At 73.0% G+C, this 16162-nt stretch carries 12 protein-coding genes and 1 tRNA gene; 3 read left to right on the top strand and 10 right to left on the bottom strand.

Annotation, left to right across the window (positions count from 1 at the left end; all coding sequences use genetic code 11):
- Nucleotides 1-10: 10 nt before the first annotated feature.
- From truD to LUZ64_RS06350, 3 genes are all read right to left on the bottom strand, one after another.
- Nucleotides 11-1024 (bottom strand): tRNA pseudouridine(13) synthase TruD, encoded by a 1014-nt coding sequence (truD, locus tag LUZ64_RS06360; RefSeq protein WP_095581293.1) that lies wholly within the window; start codon nucleotides 1022-1024, stop codon nucleotides 11-13.
- Between the two features lie 73 nt (nucleotides 1025-1097).
- Nucleotides 1098-2681, bottom strand: coding sequence for a GMC family oxidoreductase (locus LUZ64_RS06355; RefSeq protein WP_095581294.1), 1584 nt, complete (start codon nucleotides 2679-2681; stop codon nucleotides 1098-1100).
- Nucleotides 2662-3270, bottom strand: a complete 609-nt coding sequence (locus LUZ64_RS06350; RefSeq protein WP_232389768.1) for a P-loop NTPase family protein — start codon at nucleotides 3268-3270, stop codon at nucleotides 2662-2664. Before LUZ64_RS06350 ends, LUZ64_RS06355 begins: the two co-directional genes overlap by 20 nt.
- A 152-nt stretch (nucleotides 3271-3422) precedes the next feature.
- Between LUZ64_RS06350 and LUZ64_RS06345 the strand changes: the two genes are divergently transcribed.
- A complete protein-coding gene (locus LUZ64_RS06345) occupies nucleotides 3423-4811 on the top strand; it encodes an aminotransferase family protein (RefSeq protein WP_095581295.1) in 1389 nt (462 codons plus the stop codon).
- Here the strand turns inward: LUZ64_RS06345 and LUZ64_RS06340 are convergent.
- A complete protein-coding gene (locus LUZ64_RS06340; RefSeq protein WP_232389770.1) occupies nucleotides 4747-5388 on the bottom strand; it encodes a hypothetical protein in 642 nt (213 codons plus the stop codon). The two genes, LUZ64_RS06345 and LUZ64_RS06340, sit on opposite strands and share 65 nt — an antisense overlap.
- Nucleotides 5389-5916: 528 nt before the next feature.
- On the opposite strand from LUZ64_RS06340, the gene LUZ64_RS06335 reads away from it, so the two are divergent.
- On the top strand, nucleotides 5917-7155 hold the full coding sequence (locus tag LUZ64_RS06335) for an acyl-CoA dehydrogenase family protein (protein WP_095581296.1): 1239 nt from the start codon (nucleotides 5917-5919) through the stop codon (nucleotides 7153-7155).
- Nucleotides 7156-7821: 666 nt separating this feature from the next.
- Here the strand turns inward: LUZ64_RS06335 and LUZ64_RS06330 are convergent.
- A tRNA-Pro gene (locus tag LUZ64_RS06330) sits at nucleotides 7822-7898 on the bottom strand.
- Nucleotides 7899-8142: 244 nt separating this feature from the next.
- Between LUZ64_RS06330 and LUZ64_RS06325 the strand changes: the two genes are divergently transcribed.
- The gene (locus LUZ64_RS06325) at nucleotides 8143-11394 is read left to right on the top strand and encodes an amidohydrolase family protein (RefSeq protein ID WP_232389771.1); all 3252 of its coding nucleotides are present in this window, start codon (nucleotides 8143-8145) and stop codon (nucleotides 11392-11394) included.
- Nucleotides 11395-11551: 157 nt separating this feature from the next.
- Here the strand turns inward: LUZ64_RS06325 and LUZ64_RS06320 are convergent, their stop codons facing one another.
- From LUZ64_RS06320 to LUZ64_RS06300, 5 genes are all read right to left on the bottom strand, one after another.
- Nucleotides 11552-12520 carry a chitosanase gene (locus LUZ64_RS06320; RefSeq protein ID WP_232389772.1) on the bottom strand — a complete coding sequence of 323 codons (969 nt, stop codon included), beginning with the start codon at nucleotides 12518-12520 and terminating at the stop codon, nucleotides 11552-11554.
- A 220-nt stretch (nucleotides 12521-12740) separates the two neighbouring features.
- Nucleotides 12741-13931 carry an MBL fold metallo-hydrolase gene (locus LUZ64_RS06315; RefSeq protein ID WP_095578996.1) on the bottom strand — a complete coding sequence of 397 codons (1191 nt, stop codon included), beginning with the start codon at nucleotides 13929-13931 and terminating at the stop codon, nucleotides 12741-12743.
- Between the two features lie 256 nt (nucleotides 13932-14187).
- On the bottom strand, nucleotides 14188-14868 hold the full coding sequence (locus LUZ64_RS06310; RefSeq protein WP_232389773.1) for an alpha-ketoglutarate-dependent dioxygenase AlkB family protein: 681 nt from the start codon (nucleotides 14866-14868) through the stop codon (nucleotides 14188-14190).
- A gap of 190 nt (nucleotides 14869-15058) precedes the next feature.
- Nucleotides 15059-15907: an SAM-dependent methyltransferase gene (locus LUZ64_RS06305; RefSeq protein WP_107426677.1), complete on the bottom strand. Its 849-nt coding sequence runs from the start codon at nucleotides 15905-15907 to the stop codon at nucleotides 15059-15061.
- The gene (locus LUZ64_RS06300; protein WP_087925308.1) at nucleotides 15904-16161 is read right to left on the bottom strand and encodes a DUF397 domain-containing protein; all 258 of its coding nucleotides are present in this window, start codon (nucleotides 16159-16161) and stop codon (nucleotides 15904-15906) included. The genes LUZ64_RS06305 and LUZ64_RS06300 overlap by 4 nt, the downstream gene beginning before the upstream one ends.
- Nucleotide 16162 lies beyond the last annotated feature (1 nt).

Genomic DNA, 16162 nt, shown 5'->3' with positions numbered 1-16162 from the left:
CGACCTTTCCTCAGCGCTGGGCGATCAGCTGCCGCAGCGCGGTGGTGGCGTAGCAGCCGGCGGGCAGCTGGAAACTCACTTCGACGGCCTGACGGCCGGGGAACGCGTCGTCCGCGCCGTGATCGCCGACGGTCACCAGGGTCTGCACCACCGTCGGCCGCATGACCGGGTGCTCGACGGGCCCGTCCTCGTACGAATAACGGGTGTACGGCAGTTCGTGCCGGTCCGCGAGCAGGGCGGCGACACCGGGGCCCGTGACCGGGAACCGGTACGGCAGGCCGTCCACGGAGACGTCCTGGGCGTCCTCGGAGCGGATCAGCCCGGCTATTCGCGCGTTCCAGGCGAACGAGGAGTGCGCGGCCAGGTAGAAGGCCACCGTGCGGGGGTCGAGCTTGCGGAAGAATTCCTCGTCCGGACCGGTCCAGCGCGCGGCCGGCCCGCTTTCCGGAGCGCCGAGCCCGGCCAGTTCCGCCCGGGCCCGCGCCCATTCCCCGGCCAGTACCGCGGCTCCCACGAGATGGGTGCGCTTGGGGCCGCCGGGCACGCCGAAGCGCTGGGTGTCGTAGTAATTGACGAACAGGAGATTCGTGCGGCGCCGGGTGACGAGCTTTTCGGCGGTGCGGCCGTCGAGGTTGCGGAGCACGATCCGGAAGCCGTTGCCGTTCAGTTTCCCGACGGCGAGGGGCTCGCGTCCGTAGCCGTAATGACTCAGCCGCAGCAGCCGTCCGGAACCGGCCGCTTCCGCGAAGGCCGGAAGCCCGTCACCGGACAGGGCCGTCAGCGGTACGGACAACAGCTGCTCCGTCACCCCGTCCTCGTCCTTGAGCCCGGCGTAGCCGACGTCCCGGCTGGACACCCCGAGCCGGTCCGCGAGCAGCCGGATCGCTTCCATCGTGGTGTATCCGCGCTTGTGCAGCAGGACGTAACGCTGATCGGCCACGGTCTCGTCGGTCAGCGCGACGACGAGATTCTCGCGCACCCGGAAGTCCTCGGGTCGGTGTTTGAGTACGAGCGTTTCGGCCATCCGTGCCTCCAGAATTCAGCCGGTCCGGCGTTCGCGGGCGTGCGGCGGAGCCGCTTTCCGGTCGGTTCGGGGCTCAGTCCCAGGAGGCGACCCGCTCCCCGATCATGATCGAGACGAGATTCGTGTTCACACGCAACGGCACGGGGATCACGGACGCGTCGGCCACCCGGAGCCCTTCCACCCCTCGCACCCGGCACCACTCGTCCACCACGGCCCCCGCATCGCCCTCGGCTCCCATCCGCGCCGACCCCATCGGGTGGTGTGCCGTCCGCGCGGCCCGCCGTACGAAGGCGCTCAGCGCCGCCTCCGACCGCATCGTCTCCCCGTCCATGTCGATGACCTCCTTGGTCAGCGTCGTGAACGGGGGCTCGTGCAGCAGTTCCCAGCAGAGGCGGACGCCCTCCCGCTGGCGCCGCAGGTCCTCGGCGTCCCGGCCGTAGTCGACGGCGATCCGCGGCGGTACGGCCGGGTCGCGCGACACCGCCGTGACCGTGCCCCGGCCGGCCGGCGCCATCAGGTTCGAGGTCATCATGAAGGCCCGGCCACCGGGCACCCGGTCCGCCAGATGCGGGGCGTAGACGCCGAGTTCCACGTGGTTGAGCACGTACAGCTGCATGTCGTCGGCGACGTCCGACCCGGGCGCCGTGTACCGCAGGACGACCTGGGCGCACGGGTCGCGCGGATCGCACAGGCCCGGCCGGGGGACGACGCCGATCGCGACCTGGGAGTGGTCGGAGAGCGCCGCGCCGACACCGGGCAGGTCCGCGACCACGTCCACGCCGAGCGATGCCAGCGGCGCGGCCGGCCCGATCCCGGAGCGGTGCAGGATCGCGGGGGTCCCGTACGCGCCGGCGCACAGCGTGACCCGGGCGCCGCGCACCTCGGCGGCGCGCCCGCCCGCACGGACCGCGACACCGCCCGCCCTGGTGCCCTCGAACAGCACCCGGTCCACCAGGGTTCCCGCGAGGACCGTCAGATTCGGCCGGGTACGCGCCGGGTCCAGATAGGCGGCCGCCGTGGAGACCCGCAGCCCGCCGTCGGCCAGGTTCAGCGGCAGCGGTCCCACGCCGGTCGCGTCCGGCGCGTTGTGATCGGCCGTGAACGGGTGCCCCGCCCTCGTCGCCGTCTCCACCAACGCCGCCGACAGGGGCGTCCACTCGGCCCGGGACGGCCGCCGCACCGGCAGCGGACCGTCCTGGCCGTGGTGCGGACCGCCGAAGTCCGCGTCCGCCTCAAGGCGGTTGAAGTACGGCAGCACATGTGTCCAGGACCAGCCGGGCAGCCCCGTCGCCGCCCAGAGGCCGAAGTCGCCCGGAGCCGGCCGCAGCGCGAGGCAGGTGTTGATCGCCGAGCAGCCGCCGACGACCTTCCCGCGCGGAAGCGGAAGCTCAGCGCCGTCGTCGCGGACGCCGACGAGCGACCAGTCGTGCTCCACCATCGAGGGGGTGCGCCCGTTGCGCAGGTCCTCCGGCAGCCGGGAACGGTCCGGGTAGTCGGGCCCGGCCTCGATCAGCAGGACCCGCCGCGCGGGGTCCGCCGAGAGCCGGGCGGCGAGCACGGCGCCCGCCGATCCCGCGCCCACCACGATGTCGTCGAAGACGGCGTCGCCGCCGGGGACCGCGTCGAGGTCCGTCCCGTCATCGGGCTCGCGATGCACTGGTACTCCTCCCTTGGGCAAGCCGGATCAGCCAGTCCGACAGGTCGGCGGGCCGGGTGAACCGCAGCATGTCGAGCGACGCCCCGGGGTCGGCACCGGCGCGGGCCAGCGCCCGTAGCTCGTGCCGCGTCTCGTGCCGGGTGGACCAGCCGTAACGCAGGATGTTCTCGGGGTCGGTGAACACCGAGCGCAGCGGCGCCTCCTGGTTCCCGCTCCACAGCGCCTCACGGTGCAGGGAGCGCAGCAGCGTCCGCAGCACCAGGCTCGTCATCGTGAGGGTCGTCGAGTAGTCGAGCCATACGAGCAGTTCCGCGCGGCTCGCGAGCAGGCCGTTGACCTCGGGGTAGTGCCACTCGGTCACCCAGCGCGCGCCCTCGGCGGCCTGGGCGACGCGGTCGGCGAACTCCGGGCGTACCGACCAGTCCGGTCCGTAGTACAGCTCGTCCAGCTCGATCCTCGGCAGTCCGTACAGCGCGGCCAGCTTTCCGGCGACGGTCGTCTTCCCGGCGCCGCTGCCGCCCGCGACCAGGACGCGGTCCGGTGGGCGCGAGAGGGGTTTCGCCGGGTCGATGACGCGCAGGGACACCACGGGTTCGACTCCTCCTGGCCCTCTTGGACTTCTCGGTCTCGGCTCTCTTGGACTTCTCGGTCCCGGCGCTCCCGGACTCCTCGGTCCGACGGTTCCGGCCGGTCCGGCGGACGGGGGTTCGGCCCCGGGTTCCGGAACCGGGCGCCTCCGTCATGATCACCGAAAGCGGAGTGCGCAACACCCTCACATTTGTACGGGTGTGCACCGCCCGTGGCGCGGACATGATCGTCGACATGCTGCACACCAACGTCGGCGAGGCGGTCGATGAGGCATCGGCCCGCCAGCGCGACCACCGATACGTATGGCACCCGTGGTCCCCGGTGAAGGAGACCGTCGGGGACGCCCCGATCCTGGTTTCCGGCGAGGGCTACCGCGTCCGGGACGCGGCCGGCCGTGAGTACCTCGACGCGATGGCCTCGGCGATGAACTCCAGCTGCGGGTACGCCCATCCGGCCTTGATCGCCGCCGCCGAGCGGCAGCTCTCCCTGCTTCCGCACTTCGACCTGAGCGTGGGCACGCACCTGCCGGTCGGGCGGGTCGCCGAGCGGATCTCCGGGCTGCTCCCGGACGGCCTCGGGCGGACGCTGTTCGTCAACAGCGGTTCCGAGGCCACGGAGGCCGCCGTCCGGATCGCGCACGGCTACTGGCGCAACCTCGGCCGGCCGCGGGACCGGATCATCACCTTCGCCGCCGGGTACCACGGCACGACGCTTGTCGCCCAGCACCTTTCCGGCCTGCCCACCAATGTGACCCATACCCTGGATCCCTTCCCGGTGACGCGGGTGGAACTCCCGGTCCCCGCGCGGGAGCTGCGCGCACCGGAGTCACTGGCCCCGCTCGTGGAGGCATTCGAGCGGGCCGTGCTCGACGGCGCGCCCCCCGCCGCGGTGTTCGTGGAGGCGTTCCTCAACGTCGGCGGTGGTGTGGTGCTGCCCTCCGGGTTCCTGCGCGCGCTGCGGGAGCTGTGCGACCGGACCGGGGCCCTGCTGGTCCTGGACGAGGTCTTCTGCGGGTTCGGCCGTACGGGCCGCGTGTTCGGCTTCGACCATGAGGGGATCACGCCCGATCTGGTCACCATGAGCAAGGGCCTGAGCGGCGGTTACGTACCCTTCGCCGCGCTCAGCACCACCGAGGCCGTCTACCGCTCCTTCGCCGCCGACCCGCTGATCGGCGGGCTGCGCTACGGGCACACGACCGGCGGGCACGCGGTCGCCTGCGCGGTGGCGCTGGCCGTACTCGACGTCCTCGAGGAGCGGAAGCTGGTCCCGGCGGCCGCGGCGCGCGGCGAGGAGCTCCTCGCCGGGCTGCTGCCGCTCGCGGAGCACCCCGAGGTCGCCGATGTGCGGGGGCTCGGTCTGGTGGCCACGGTCGAGTGCCACCGTCCCGAGTTCGCCGCCGGACTGGTCGCGCGGGCGCGGGAGCGGGGAACGCTGCTGCGCAGGCAGGGCTGTTCGGTGATGGCGATCCCGCCGCTGGTCATCGACCGGGCCGGCGTCGCGGAGCTGGTCCGCACGACGGGAAAGGCTCTTGAGGACCACTGACCCGGCGGGGGCCCGCCCGCCGCGCGTCCGGGGCCGCCGGGCGCAAGCCGGCGCCCGCCCGCCGGGCGGCGCTCCCGCACCGCGTCGGGAGCAGCGTCAGATGCCGCTCCCCGACGAGCCCGGAGCGCAGGGCCATCGCCACGACGGCCTCGCGCTTCCAGTACGAGCGCTTTCCGTCGGCGACTCCGGCCCATTCGGTGACGTGAAGCTTCTCCGTGGCGAGGTAGTTGATGTGGTGGTTCACCGCCGCGCGGCTCATCGCGGGCGCGCAGGCGGTCTCCTGGAGGCGGGTGATGACGTCGGCGATGGTGGGAACGGCGCCCGGGGGATATCCGCGGAGCTGCGGTTCGCACAGTGCCACGAGTACGCGGAAGTAGGCCGAATGTTCGTCGAGCCGTGGCCAGTTGGTCGTGGCCCCGGAGGCGGCGGCCGCGGCGAGATAGCGGGGCTCGGGGCCGAACACATTGACGATGCCGATCCGGCGCGCCACGGGAAGGACCAGCCGGGCGAGTTCGAAGGGAACGGGGAAGTCCCGGCGGCGAGCGGCGACCTTGACGAACTCACCGCCGTGTTCCATGTTTTCTATGAAGTAGGTGTCCTCGGCATGCAGGTTGGTGAGGCACCAGTGACCTGCGTGTCCGGTGACGATGGCGGCGGCGGGCCGGGGGCGGTCGGCGGGAAGGACGGCTAAGGAATCGGTTTCGCGGTCATACCTGATGCAGGCCGTCTCCCCTTCCCCGATTTTATGTTGCTCACGCATGACGGGGCGACCCGGTTCGTCTTCGGTGTACCAGCCCGCGAACTGAAGGATATGTATTCCCATAGCGAAGCGATCCTTACTCCGGAGTATTGCCGCAATATCGCTGCCGAGAGTCGGAATCCATGACTTGATCGGCGCCACGGCCTTCGACTGAAAGCCTTGCGCCAAGCCCTGCCAATGAATCCACACTAACCGCGGGGCCGGACCGAGGCAAGAGATCACTCTGCGGCACAGCGCGGGGCAACCGGGCCGAATTCAAGTCGACTTGACTGATCGGTGGCTATACCAACGACTTCATCCGCTGTATCCGATTCCTGCTCGCTCCCGCTCATCGAGGACACGCCCATGCCGATTTCCCTGTCACTGAACTCCGAGTTGCGGCCGGCCACCACAAGTGGTGAGCAGGCGGTGTCGGCGATCGCCAAACTCCACGACTTCCTGGCCGAGCAGGCCCAGGCCACCGACCAGGAGGGCCGCTTCGCCCGGGAGAGCGTCGGTTCCCTCGCCGAGGCGGGAGTGTTCGCCGCCACCGTCCCCGCGGAACTGGGCGGCTTCGGCGTCGAGCGCCTGCACGACCTGACGGTCATCACGGCGCGCATCGCCCGGGCCGACGCCTCCGTCGCCGTCGCCTACTACATGCACATCGCGCTCGCCTGGTACTTCGCCCGCGTCGTACGCTTCGGCGCCGACAACGAGCCCGGCTACCTGCCGCGGCGGGAGTGGCTGGAGGCCATCGGCGACCGACGGATGCTGCTGTGCTCGGCCGTCGCCGAACGCGGCGCCGACTACTGGAACCTCGCCACCACCGCGACCGCCTCCTACAACGGCTGGGTCGTCAACGGGCGCAAGATCCTCGCCTCGCTCTCCCCCGCCGCCACGCACTTCTACTGCCGCATGAAGGCGGAGCGCGGCGAAGGCCACCACCTCGCCAGCGCGATGATCCCCGCCGACACCCCGGGCGTCCACGTCGAGGACGACTGGCAGGGGCTCGGCCTGCGCGGCTCGGGCTCCGGCAGCGTGGTCTTCAGCGAATGCGTGATCCCCGACGAGTCCCTGCTGGTCCGCGGCCCCTGGGGCAAGCGCGACCCGAGCATGCTGGAGGGCCGCGCGGTGAGCGGCATGGGTCTCAACGGCGTCTATCTGGGGCTGGCGGAGGCCGCCCGCGACCACGCCCTCCGCGCCCTCACCAAGCCCACGGCGAACGGCCGCCCCCGCACGGTCTCGTCCGCCGGCACGAAGTCGGCGATCGCCGAGATGGAGATCGCCCTGACGGCCGCCCGCGGCACCCTCGGCGCGGCCCTCCAGGACTTCGACGCCTACCTCCTCCTCAACAAGCCGCAGGTGCTCACCGACGACATGGCCCGCGGCATGATGAAGGAGTGCCAGAGCGTCAGCCTGGTCGTCGAACGCGCCGCCACCAGCGTCATCGACCACGCCATGCGCCTCACCGGCGGCTCCAGCTACCAGGCCCGCCACCCGCTCGCCCGCGCCTACCGGGACGTACGCGCCGCGGCCTTCATGCCCCCGTACTCCCCGCCCGAGGAAGCGATCGACTTCATCGCGGACACGGCCCTGACCGAGTGACCCCCGCCCCCTGAACTTCCGCGGCCCCGCCACCGCGGACACCTCTAGGCGACCGCCGTCCCGATATCCGACAGGAATCCGGTCCAGACCAAGAGGTGAGGCGATGAAGCGAACGCTTCACCGCGGCGATTGCGGCCCGGCCCACCCGTGGGCCGGGCCGCAGATATCACCACGACGCTCCGCGCACACCCTGCGGGGCATCGACGCGTACGGAACCGGAGTTCACCGCGAACGCGGCACCGGTGGCCCGCTGTTTCAGCAGCGCCCGGTAGCGTTCCGGTGAGAGCGCGCTGTCGCGCGGCGGCGTGGTGCCCGTCCAGTCGGGGGCGCCGCCCCCCGGCCCCGCGCCGCGCGCCACATGCGCGGGACGGCACGGGCGGCGAGCCGCGGTGTGGCCATCCGCCCGCACATCCACAGCAGGCGCCCGGCGCCGCGGCCGGGCCCGAGCGCACGCCGGCGGATGCGCTCGGCGAGGTCGGCGGCCACGACGGCCGCCCAGGGGTGGGTGGCGCGGTCGGCCGGCGGCCTTCCCGGGAGCTCCGGACCGAGGCCGCTCGGCGGCGCGGTACCGTCTGCGGACGTGGACTTCGCGGCCGGCAAGCCCGCACAAAGCGGAAAGGCCGCTCTCTCGTTACGAGAGAACGGCCTCCGACCTGCGAAAATCGCTGGTCGGGACGGCGGGATTTGAACCCACGACCCCTTGACCCCCAGTCAAGTGCGCTACCAAACTGCGCCACGTCCCGGTGCTTGTCCGGCTTGGGATCTTTCCCTCGCCGACCGCGCATGAGAACAATACCGCACTTCGCGGGGTGGCCGTGCACGCTTTGCGCGGCGTGGATCTTGGGGTGGCGGCGGAGACGCGGGAAGAGGAGCGGGAGGGGCGGGGAAGGACGGCGCGGTGTTGACCCCCGGGGCTCGGCGCGTGCGACCATCGAGCGTTCCGTTTCAGCTCCGGTCCCAGGCAACTCCCCCGCAGCAGGAGGACAGTTGGACACGTCCGGCAACGATCTCGCGGCCTCCCCGGCCCCCGCTCCGGCCCCCGCCCCGGCTCCTTCCCCGCCCTTCTCCCGGCGCGGCTTCCTCCAGGCCGCCGCCGGGAGCGCCACCGCGGCCGGGGTGGCCGCGGCCCTTCCCGCCGGGCCGGCCGGCGCCGCGACGCGTGGCGGCGCGGTCCCCACGCTCTCGTTCACCGCCGCCACCAACGGCGCCGCCAGCCTCGCGCCCGCCGGGGACCGGGTCGTCGCCGAGGTGCAGAACGTCCTGTGGTCCTTCCCCCGGGCCGGCGGCGACGCCGTGGCGATCACGCCCGCCGATCTCGAACCGACCCGGCCCGTCCACTCCCCCGACGGCAGACGGCTCGCGGTCTGCGCCTTCCGGGGCGGCGGGTTCCACATCTGGACGCTGCGCCCCGACGGGTCCGGGCTGCGGCAGCTGACCGACGGGCCCTGGGACGACCGCGGGCCCTCCTGGTCGCCGGACGGCTCGCGGATCGCCTTCGCCTCCGAGCGCGGCGGCGATCCGGTGGCCGGGAGCCCGTACCGCGTGTGGGTGGTGGACGTCCGCACCGGCGGCCTCACCAGGATCAGCGGGGTGACGGGGCAGGACGGGCCGTTCCAGGACGGGGCCTGGGAGGACTTCGATCCCACGTGGTCGCCGGACGGCAAACGGCTGCTCTTCGTCCGGGCCCGGGTCGCGGGGACGGCTCTGGAGGCCCGTACGGTCGTGTCCGCGCCCGCCGACGGGCGGGGGCCCGTCCGGGTGGAGCACGCCGAGACCGCCGCCGCGCAGGTGATGACCCCCGCCGTCTCGCCCGCCGGGCGCCTGGCTTACCTCCGGACCACGGGCTCCCCCACCGCCACCTGCGTGCTCGTCGTCGACGGTGCGGTCGTGAAGATCGACGGGGACGTCGAGCCCGTGCCGCCGCGCTGGATCTCGCGGGACGAGCTGCTCCTCACCCTCGGCGGGCGGTTCGCGGTGGTCCGGGTGAATCACGGCAAGGTCTCTTCCGCGATCACTTTCCTCCCCTTCGCCGCCCGGCTCCCGCTCCACCGGCCGCGCTACCGGACCAAGCGGTACGACCTGGAGGACGGCGGCACCCGCATCGCCCTCGCCCTCCACCTCCCGGCCCTCTCCCCCGACGCCCGCCGGGTCGCCTTCGGCGCGCTGAACTCCCTCTGGGTCGCCGACGTCGCCGGCGGGCGGCCCCGGCGGGTGGTGAGCGCCGAGCCCACCCGTTATCTGCTCGGTCCCACCTGGACCCGCGACGGCCGGTCCCTGGTCTACGCGGGCGACCGGGACGGGCTGCTCGCCGTGCGCCGCCACGACCTGGCCTCCGGCGAGGAGACGGTGCTGGCCGACGGGGGCCGGGTCTATCCCGCGCTCTCCCCGGACGAGCGGTTCCTCGCGAGCGTCGACATGGCCGGCAACATGGTCGTCCGCGACCTCGGCGAGGGCTCCGACCGCGTCCTCGCGGCCCCGCTCGGCGCGGGCGGCCTGCCCGGCAGACCCAGCTGGTCGCCCGACGGGCGCTTCCTCGCCTTCTGCGACCGCAACCGCCTGAACCAGCGGTTCCGCGAGGGCTACAACCTCATCCGCGTCGTCGACACCCGCGACGGCACCGCCCGCCTGCACGCCCTCGCCCCGCACGCCTCCCTCTCCGACCGCTACGACTCCGGGCCCGTCTGGTCGCCCGACGGGCGCCACCTGGCGGTGATCTCCGAGTCCGCGCTGTGGCTGCTGCCCGTACGGGCCGACGGGACCCCCGAGGGCCCGCCCCGGCGGCTGACGGACGAGGCCGCCGACCACCCGTCGTGGTCCGCCGACGGGCGCCGCCTCCTCTACCTCTCCGCCGGACGGCTGCGGATCATGGAGATCGGGAGCGGCTCCGTCCGTACGGTCCCCGTCACGCTCGACTACCGGCGCCCCGCCCCCGCCGACGTCATCGTCCACGCCGGAAGGTTCTGGGACGGCACGGGCGACACGGTGCGCGACGACGTCGACGTCACGGTGCGCGGCGGCCGGATCGACGCCGTCGGGCCGCACCGGCCGCGCCGGGCGTCCCTCCGCCGGATCGACGCCTCGGACCGCACGGTGATCCCCGGCCTCTGGGACGCGCACACCCACCCGTACCAGAACATCTACGGCGGCCGGCAGACCGCGCTGCAGCTGGCCTACGGGATCACCACGGCCGTCTCGCTCGGCGGGTTCGCCTACGAGCAGGCGCGCATCCGCGAGGCCGTCACCGCGGGGGCGCTGGCAGGGCCCCGGATGCTGACCTCGGGCGAGCTGCTGGACGGCGGGCGCGTCGCGTACAGCATGGGACGCGCGCACCGCACCCGGGAGGGCCTGCGCCGGTCCCTGGACCGCGCCGCCGCGCTGGACTGGGACTTCGTGAAGACGTACGTGCGGGCCCCGGGCTGGGTGATGGAGGAGGCGGCCCGGTTCGCGCACGAGCGGCTGGGGGTGCGCGCGGGCAGTCACCTCTGCTCGCCCGGCGTGCAGCTCGGCCAGGACCTGACGACCCATCTGCAAGCCACGCAACGGCTGGAGTTCGGGCACGCCACGACGGCCACGGGACACGCCTACCAGGACCTGGTGGAGATCTACACGAGCCGGGGCGTGGACTTCCACCTGATCGCGACGCTCTTCAGCTCCGTGCCGCTGCTCGGCGACTCCCCGGCCCTGGCCGAGGATCCCCGGGTGACGGCGCTGATGCCGCCGTGGGACGTCGCGGTCGTACGCCGGACGGCCGGCAGCCGGCCCACCCGCGACCAGCTGGACACACTGGAGCGCGAGGTCGACGTCTACCGGCGGGTGCTGGCCGGTGGTGGCGTCGTCGCCCTCGGTACGGACGCCCCGCTGGTGCCCGTGGGGCTCTCGCTGCACCTGGGGCTGCGGGCGCTGCACCGCTACGGGCTGTCGGCGACGGAGGCCCTGCGCACGGCGACCGTGCTGCCCGCGCGGACGTTCGGCGCGGAGCGGGACCTGGGCACGCTGGAGTCCGGGAAGCTGGCCGACATGACGGTGGTGGACGGCGACCCGTTCACCGACTTCGCCCGGCTGGTGCGGACGGAGTCGGTGCTGCGCGGGGGCGTGCCCTTCCGCCAGGCGGACCTGGTGGGTTCGTACGCCGGCGCCCGCCCGGAGGGCGGGCCCGTGGCGCGCTCGCTGGGCGAGTGGCTGGAGGTCGGACGGCGGCTGCGCCGGGATTCGTGCTGCGACATGGAGCTGCCGCACTGAGTCGCGGCGGGCCGGGTCGCCCGGCGGGCGGCACGGCGACCGTGCCGTCCGCGCGGGCGGACGGGCGGGCCGTGGAGGCGCCTTCCCGCGCATTCCCGCACCTCCACGGCCCGCCCGCCGCCGCTCCTCACCCCTTGGTTCCTTACCCCTTGGTTCCTTACTCCTTGATCTCGTACGAGTCGCCGTAGACCTTCCACTTCAGCGGCGGCTGGAGCTCGAAGTTGCCGTTGTTCAGGAACACGCGCTGCGCGGTGTCGACGCGGCTGGTGTCGCTGTGGGCCTCCTCGCTCTGCATGGCCTTCTTCCGCGCGTCGAGGAAGGCGCCGAGGTAGGTCTTCTCGTCGCCGCCCTGGGCCGGCGTCTTCGCCTTGGCGAGGGCGGCCTTGCGGATGCCGCCGAAGCTGTCCTTGCCGCTGCCGGGGCCGTGCATGACGATCGCGTCGTAGTAGATGAACTGGCCGAGCGTGCGCAGGCCGTCGGCCTTGGCCTGGGCGACCGACGGGCCGAAGTAGACGCGGTCGCGCTCGGCCTCCTGGGCGGCCTGGAACGCCTTGTCCTGGGCGGCCTTGTGCCAGGCGTCCTCGAAGGGCTTGCCCAGGCCGGCGTGGGAGTCGCTGCCGTTGACCTTGCGCAGCGCGGGCAGGTACTTGGCGAGCGGGTTGCCGGGCTTGTCCTTGGTGTACCGCTCGGCGAGGTCGAGCATGTCGCCGGTGCCGGAACAGAAGCCGATGATGCCGGCGGTGTAGCCGCGGCCGTCGCCGATGTCCTCGATGTAGGTGAACTGGGCGCGCCAGTCGAGCGAGGAGTTCTCGGCGCTCGACACCAGCCGCATGGCGATGTCCTTCTTCCGCGGGTCGTCCAGGCCGGTCGCGGCCTGGGCCCGTATCCGCTCGGTGAGCGGAGCGGCGGTGACGTGGTGACCGGCGGAGGCGCTCACGGCCGCCGCCTGTTCCACTCCGGTGAGGGCGAGGGCGGGGAGGGCGGCGGCCAGGCCGACGAGGGCGAGGCGGGTGGTCCGCCTCGGCTTCCCCGTGGTGCGGCGTGGAGTGAGGGACGTCGCCTGGGGCGGGGCCTCGTCCGAGGCGGTGCGGGAGTGTGCGGTGGTCGTCGCGGTGCGCTTGGGCATGCGGATCTCCGTTCCCGGGTCGCCGGGGCCCGACGACCCCGGCTGTTAGGAAGCTTTCCTAACCAACGAACGGCATTGAAGCGGGCCCACCGCTTCCGCCACAAGGGGAACGTAGGGCCTCATAGGCCCCGCACCTCACTCACTAGGGGATTGCGTAGGAAATCGCACCACGGCGGCCCGGGCCCCGCGCCCGGGGCCGGGCGGGACGTCAACTCCCCGGCTACGCGCGGACGGTGGCCCCGGCCCGGCCGGGGCCGTCGACCGTCCGCGACCGCACCGGGCACTCCGCCGCCGGGGTCGCCGGCCGGGCCGCGACCGCGCGCCACCACGGGTCCGCGGGCAGCCCGGCGGCCGGCTCGAAGGGCTGCCCCGGGCGCGGCGTCACGACACGCGCGCCACTGCGCGCGGCCGCGGCGACGGTGCCCTCGACCGGCTCCTCCCAGGGGTGCGGGGCGAGGTTGAAGGTGCCCCAGTGGATCGGCAGCATGACGCCCCGGGCGGGGTCCCCCTGAAGGTCGAGGTGGGCGCGCATGCCCTCTTCCGGCGTCATATGGATGTCAGTCCAGAATTCGCTGTACGCCCCGATCTGCACCATTGTGGCGTCGAAAGGACCGTATTGTTCGCCGATATCCGCGAAGCCGGGGAAGTATCCCGTGTCCCCGCTGTGGAAGACACGGTGCTCGGGGCCCGCGACCACCCAGGAGGCCCAGAGAGTGTGCTGGGTGTTGCGCAGCCCACGGCCGCAGAAGTGGCGGGCGGGGGTGGCGGTGAGGGTGAGGCCCCCGACCTCCGTCGACTCGTGCCAGTCGAGCTCGGTCATCCGGTCCTCGGGCACCCCCCAGTGTTCGAGGTGCGCGCCGATGCCCAGCGGTACGACGAAGTGGGCGCCGGTGTGCCGGGCCAGCGCCCGGACCGTCGGCATGTCCAGGTGGTCGTAGTGGTCGTGGGAGATCACGACGGCGTCGACGTCGCCCGCCTCGGACAGCGGGACCGGCACCGGGTGCAGGCGGCGCGGGCCCGCGAAGGCGAAGGGCGAGCAGCGCTCGGACCACACCGGGTCGAAGAGCACCCGGCGCCCGTCGATCTCCGCGAGCACGGTGGAGTGGCCCATCCACGTCAGCCGCAGCCCGGTGGCCGCGGGGGTGGCGAGGTCGGCGACGGTCGTGGGGTGGACCGGCACATTGCCCGCGGGAGCGCGGCGGGCGCGCTCCTCTCTGCGGAAGTAGGTGGGCAGGAACTTCAGCATGGAGCCGGAGGGGGTGTGCTGGGCCGCCACCGGGTTGGTGAAGACGCCGTCGGCGTAGTGCGGCGACCGCCGGATGCGCGCCATCCGCTCCCCCGACGGGTCGACTCCGAACGCGGCCGGTCGCAGGGCGTCGAGCGGTGAGCTTTTCGGGCGGGAGCCGGTCACGGCACCTCCAGGAAGCAGCGTCGGGTGAAAGTCACCGTCATTATCTGCTCCTGTTCGAACGGCCGGCGGGTGGCCCCCCGTCGTCGGGCGGACCGCGCCTGGGGGAACACCCGGTGCGCCGTCCGGGCCCACCCCCGTGATCGGGCCCGGCCGACGACCGGTGTTCACCACCTGATGCCCCACTGTGCAGGGTCCGGGGGCCATATGCACGTGAATTTTCACGTGCACGTGGCTTGTTTTCGGCCGTATTCCGGGGTCAGCCGAGTCCGCTCACGCGGAGGGTGATGTTCAGGCGGCCGGTGAGCCCCAGTCCGGGCGGCGCGGTGTCCGGGTGGGTACGGGGAACGCCGTGGTAGGCGAACCGCGCCGGGCCACCGAAGACGAAGAGGTCGCCGCTGCGCAGTTCGACGTCGGTCCAGGGGCGCTCCCGGCCGCTCACCGTGCCGAATCTGAAGACACAGCTGTCGCCGAGGCTGAGCGAGACGATGGGCGCGTCGGAGCGCTCGTCGCGGTCCTGGTGCATGCCCATCCGCGTGCCGGGCCCGTAGAAGTTGATCGCGGCCGTGTCGTACGGGGCGGACGCGGCGGCCCGCGCCGGGCCGAACGGCTCCGCGTCCGCCGAGGCCTCGCGGGCCGCCCGCACCGCGTCCTGGGCCAGTGCGTCCAGCCAGGACGGGAAGGGCTTGACGGGCGCGCCGTCGCCGTCGACCACGGTGCGGGCGTACCCGTAGGGGAACCAGTGCCAGCCGAGGCCGACGGTCCGGACCGACATCCGCCCGCCGCCGGGCATCCGCACGGTCCGCAGCCCGGCGGGCGGCTTCGCCCAGGTGCGGCAGGCGTCGAGCAGGCGGGCCTGGGCGGCGGGGTCCAGCCAGCCGGGTATGTGTACGGCGCCCGGGGTGATCTCGGAGGGCGGGCGGGGGAAGAGCTCGTCCATACGGCCAGCGTAGGTGGGGCCGGGTGGGGGCCGGGCCCCCGGTTCCGCGCTGCCGCGCGGTGTCCTCAATCGCCGGACGGGCTGATGATCAGCCCGTCCGGCGATTGAGGACGTTCGGGAAGGGGCGGGGCTGGGGAAAAGCCCCGCGCAGCGGCCCCACCGGCACCGGCAACCCCACCCCGGCCACCCCTTACCCCTTCCGCCCCACCCCGCCGTAAAAGATCGTGTTGTTGAGCTCCTCCGCCCCCGGCACCGGCCCCTCCGGCCGCCACAGCGGCACCCGCACCAGCCCCGGCTCCTCCAGCGCGAAGTCACCGAAGAGCGGCTCCACCTCCGCGCGCCCGCGCAGATTGAGCGCGGCGGTGGCGTTCTTGTACGTGCCGAGGACGCTGTCGCGGGCCTTGACGTCGGTGTAGCCGCCCTCGTAGCCCTCGTACGGCTCGGCCGTGGCGTGGGAGAGGATCAGGCGGCTGCCCGAGGGGAGCGCGTCGGCGAGGGTCGCGACGATGCCCGCGGGGTCCTCCTCGTCCTTGACGAAGTGCAGGACGGCGACGAGCAGCACGGCCACGGGCTCGCTGAAGTCGATCAGGTCGCGGACCACGGGGTGCGCCAGGACGGCGCCGGGCTCGCGCACGTCGCCGAGGACGAACGCGGCGCGACCCGCGTTCGTCAGCTTGGCGCCCGCGTGGGTGGCGACGATCGGGTCGTTGTCCACATAGGCGACGCGGACGTCGGGGTCGGTCTCCCGGGCCACCTCGTGGGTGTTCGGGGAGGTCGGTATGCCCGTGCCGATGTCGATGATCTGGCGGACGCCGTCCCGCACCACGTCCCGCACGGCGCGGGTCATGAAGGCGCGGTTGGCGCGGGCGGACAGCCGCACCTGCGGGTGCACCCGGATGACGTGCTCGGCGGCCTGCCGGTCGACCTCGTAGTTGTCCCAGCCGCCGAGGTAGTAGTCGTACATGCGGGCCGGGTGCGGCCTGCTGGTGTCGATCTCCTCCGCCGCGAAGCCCTGCTCGCTCACGCCGTGCCCTTTCATTCGCAGCTCACACTCGTTCCCGCGAGAAGGAAGTCGGCTTCGCCGGCCTTCGCGCCTTTGATGAAGCTTTCGATTTCGTGGTGCGTGTAGATCAGCGCGGGGCCGTCCGGATCGGTGGACTGACGGAGCGCGACCCGGCCGTCCCGCAGCCGCATGGCCTCGACACAGCTTCCGCCGTTGCCGCCGCTCCACGGCTTGCTCCACCCCTCGGTGCCGAGGTCGGTGGCGGGCATGCCGTTGTATATGCGATCCATG

This window comes from Streptomyces albireticuli (genome assembly GCF_021228125.1).
Lineage (GTDB): Bacteria > Actinomycetota > Actinomycetes > Streptomycetales > Streptomycetaceae > Streptomyces > Streptomyces albireticuli.
Note: the sequence above shows the minus strand (reverse complement) of the source record. Positions and strands in the feature narration are given on the sequence as shown.